At 66.6% G+C, this 3,444-nt stretch carries 5 protein-coding genes; 4 read left to right on the plus strand and 1 reads right to left on the minus strand.

From position 1 onward, the window contains the following. A partial coding sequence (locus tag RT662_RS01305) for an MBL fold metallo-hydrolase (RefSeq protein WP_313668483.1) occupies positions 1–448 on the minus strand: 448 nt, incomplete at its 3' end. A 101-nt stretch (positions 449–549) separates the two neighbouring features. Between RT662_RS01305 and RT662_RS01310 the strand changes: the two genes are divergently transcribed. The 4 genes from RT662_RS01310 (at position 550) to RT662_RS01325 (ending at position 3,306) form a co-directional block, all read left to right on the plus strand. Then, positions 550–924 carry a DUF4345 family protein gene (locus tag RT662_RS01310; RefSeq protein WP_313668485.1) on the plus strand — a complete coding sequence of 125 codons (375 nt, stop codon included), beginning with the start codon at positions 550–552 and terminating at the stop codon, positions 922–924. A 141-nt stretch (positions 925–1,065) separates the two neighbouring features. Further along, positions 1,066–1,647 (plus strand): TetR/AcrR family transcriptional regulator, encoded by a 582-nt coding sequence (locus tag RT662_RS01315; protein WP_313668487.1) that lies wholly within the window; start codon positions 1,066–1,068, stop codon positions 1,645–1,647. A gap of 91 nt (positions 1,648–1,738) precedes the next feature. Then, a complete protein-coding gene (gene purE, locus RT662_RS01320; protein WP_313668492.1) occupies positions 1,739–2,242 on the plus strand; it encodes a 5-(carboxyamino)imidazole ribonucleotide mutase in 504 nt (167 codons plus the stop codon). Further along, a complete protein-coding gene (locus RT662_RS01325; RefSeq protein ID WP_313668489.1) occupies positions 2,242–3,306 on the plus strand; it encodes a 5-(carboxyamino)imidazole ribonucleotide synthase in 1,065 nt (354 codons plus the stop codon). The genes purE and RT662_RS01325 overlap by 1 nt, the downstream gene beginning before the upstream one ends. Positions 3,307–3,444: the final 138 nt, after the last annotated feature.

The raw sequence follows: 3,444 nt of genomic DNA on the forward strand, positions 1-3,444 counted from the left end.
TGTATCCGGCGGCCACGTCGCTGGTGCCGGGCGGGCCGATCAGCGGCAGCGGTGTGCGCGCCGCGCTGCCCGTCCAGCGCATCAGCAGCGCCGGGGCCAGGCCTTCGATATGGTCGCTGTGCAGGTGGGTGAGCAGGATGGCATCCAGCCCGCCCATCGGCACGCCCCAGCCCGCGAGCTTGCGCGCCCCGCCATCGCCGCCATCGATCAGCAGCAGCGTGTCGCCGGCCTTCACCGCCAGGCAGGATTCAGCGCGCTGTGGATCGGGAAGCGGCGAACCGGTGCCGCAGAAAATCAGGGTGAGGCCGTCGCCATAGGCGGCCAGCGCGTTGCGGCCGGCCCGGCGCTCGGCAATCTGGCTGAACACAAATTCGCCCACCGGCGCGCGCTGCCACCACAGCCCCCCCACGGCAGCGAGGATCAACAGAAGCAACAGGAGACGGCGCATGTACCGCACGCTAGGGCCAAGCCGACCTTCTGACAATGGACTGGTTTTCGGCGCGCGCCGGCCTGATAGGGTGGCCGCCAGCTTTTGGGGAAGATCAGGATATGGCAGGTGTGATGCGGGTGGTGATCGGTTTGATCGCCGTGTTCAATATTACGATCGGCTTGGGCTTTCTGCTCAATCCGGCGCGTTTGGCCGGGCAGTTTTTCCTGTCTCCGCTTGGCAGCCAGGGCCTGGCAACGCTGCGGGCCGATTTTCCCGGCTTCTTCATCACGGGCGGCGTTTTTGCGCTGATCGGCGCGGTGAAGAAGGATGACAAGGCGCTGCAGGTGCCATTGCTGCTGCTTGCCATCGCCATCAGCGGCCGCACGGTATCGCTGGTCCTGGATGGCACCGCCCCCACCGCTTATCCGCCGATGATTGCCGAAGCCGTGATGATTGTGGCGCTGTTGCTGGCGCGGCGCAGTTTCTCGCGCTGATCCACAGGCTTCAATCAGGCGCGCTTTCGTCTCTGTCGGGCGCTAAAACCGAAACTTAATGATATAAGGTTACAGCTTCGAGGTGGAAACGCCATCGCAGTAGTGGCAGAGATGAATCGCGTTCAATCGGGGGTTTGATCATTGCCGGAAGCTGCGGAGATTGATGGTCGGCGCCTGCGCTCGGTGGCGAGCCGGGATCGCATCATCAATGCCGTGATCGCATTGGTGGATGAAGATCAGGGCATTCCGGGTGCCGAGGCAATTGCCGCCCGCGCCGGCGTTGGCCTGCGATCGGTGTTCCGCCATTTTGGCGACATGGACGGGCTTTATGTCGCGGTCATCGAACGGATCGGCCGGCGCTACACGCATCTTTCCCGGCCCTATGAGGCCAGCAGCTGGCAGGGCCAGGTTGGCGAGGCGATGGCCCGCCGCATGGAGATGTTTGAAACCGTGCTGCCCTATCGCCGCGCGGCCGACATGCATCGCCAGCGCTCGCCGCTGCTCAATCACGGGCTGGATGCGCTCACGCTGATGCTGCGCGCCCGGCTGGAAGGCGCGGTGCCGCCGGACGTGAAGGCCGATCATCTGTGGTTCGAGCAGCTGGACCTGTGGCTGAGCCTTGAAGCCTATGGGCGGCTACGGGATCGCCAGCGGCAGGATCATGCCGGCGCCAAGCAGGTGATCGCGGCGGCCCTGGCCGCTCTGCTGGCGGCCAAGGCCTGACCGGCTGATTTTCTTTGCGCCGGCTGGGGCTGGCGGTTAAAGCGTGGCGCTTTCCAACGGCCCGGTTCAGGGCGAAAAGGGCAATACTGCCATGGCAAGCGAAGCGGAACCGCTGGTTGGCATCATCATGGGCAGCCAGTCTGACTGGCAGACGATGGTGCATGGCGCCGATATCCTGGTGGCGCTGGGCGTGCCCCATGAAACCCGCATCGTTTCCGCCCACCGTACCCCGGATCGCCTCTTCGAATATGCCAGGGGCGCGGCGGGTCGTGGCTTGGCTGTGATCATCGCCGGCGCCGGCGGCGCGGCGCATCTGCCCGGCATGGCCGCCAGCATGACGGCACTGCCGGTGCTGGGCGTGCCGGTGGAATCGCGCACGCTCAAGGGCATCGACAGCCTGCTTTCCATCGTCCAGATGCCGGCCGGCGTGCCGGTGGGCACGTTCGCGATCGGCAAGGCCGGCGCGGTGAATGCGGCGTTGCAGGCAGCGGCCATCCTGGCGCTCAATGATGCAGCGCTGGCCACGCGGCTGGCGGCGTGGCGGCAGGCGCAGACGGACGCGGTGGCGCTGGCGCCGTCCGACGATCTGCCCTGATGCTGAAACCGGGTTCCACCATCGGCATTCTGGGCGGCGGCCAGCTGGGCCGCATGCTGGCGCTGGCGGCGGCCGAATTGGGCTATCGTTGCCACATCTTTGCACCGGAAGCCGACACGCCGGCCAGCGAAGTCGCGGCCGTCACCACCCGTGCCGATTATGGCGATGCAGCGGCGCTGAAGGCCTTTGCGGCTGCCGTGGATGTGGTGACGCTGGAATGGGAGAATGTCGATCGCGAGGCGGTACGGCAGCTGGCGGCGCACGTGCCCGTTCACCCCGGCGCGCACAGCCTTGAGGTGGCGCAGGACCGCATGGCGGAAAAGCAGTTCGTCGAATGGCTGGGCGGGCGCACGGCGACCTGGGCCCAGGTGGACAACCGCGAGGCACTGGATGCGGCCATCGCCAAGGTGGGACTGCCGGCGATCCTGAAGACGCGGCGGTTCGGCTATGACGGCAAGGGCCAGGCCCGGCTGATGACGGCGGCGGATGCCGATGCGGCGTGGGAAGCCATTGGCGGCCAGCCGGCGATCCTCGAAGGGTTCGTGAATTTCGCCCATGAATTCAGCGTGATCCTGTGCCGGGGCCAGGATGGCAGCATCGTGGATTGGCCGGTGCCGGTGAACCTGCACAAGGGCGGCATCCTTGCCACTTCAACACTGCCGCCGCCCGCGCTGGTGCGTGCCCAGGCGGCGGAGGCCGTGCAGTTGGCCCGTACCGTGGCGGAAAAACTCGGCCATGTCGGCGTGCTCACCTGCGAGTTTTTCGCCTGCAAGGATGGCCCGCGCTTCAACGAGATGGCGCCGCGCGTGCACAACAGCGGCCACTGGACGATCGAGGGCAGCGCCACCAGCCAGTTCGAAAATCATGTCCGCGCCGTGGTCGGCCTGCCGCTGCGCCCGACCACGCTGATGTCAGCCCGGATCGAGATGACCAATCTGATCGGCGATGATGTGGCCGATTGGCCGCGCCTGATGGCCGATCCCACCGCGCATGTGCATCTTTACGGCAAGGCCGAAGCCCGGCCCGGCCGCAAGATGGGGCATGTGACGCGGCTGGGGAAATAGCGCCTCAGCGCGGCTTCGGCGCTTTCGGCGCAGCCGGCGCAAAGGCGGTGCCGAAATAATCGCCTTCATACCAGCGCGGCGCGGTGCGGCCGTTGGCGATGCGGCGGATGATGTCGGTGTTGAGCCGGCTCCACTTGG

The sequence above is a fragment of the Sandarakinorhabdus sp. genome, from assembly GCF_032115815.1.
Lineage (GTDB): Bacteria > Pseudomonadota > Alphaproteobacteria > Sphingomonadales > Sphingomonadaceae > Sandarakinorhabdus.

Coding starts and splice junctions, on each gene's coding strand:
- RT662_RS01310 (WP_313668485.1), top strand. CDS start 550: ATGGCAGGTGTGATGCGGGTGGTGATCGGTTTGATCGCCGTGTTCAAT.
- purE (WP_313668492.1), top strand. CDS start 1,739: ATGGCAAGCGAAGCGGAACCGCTGGTTGGCATCATCATGGGCAGCCAG.
- RT662_RS01325 (WP_313668489.1), top strand. CDS start 2,242: ATGCTGAAACCGGGTTCCACCATCGGCATTCTGGGCGGCGGCCAGCTG.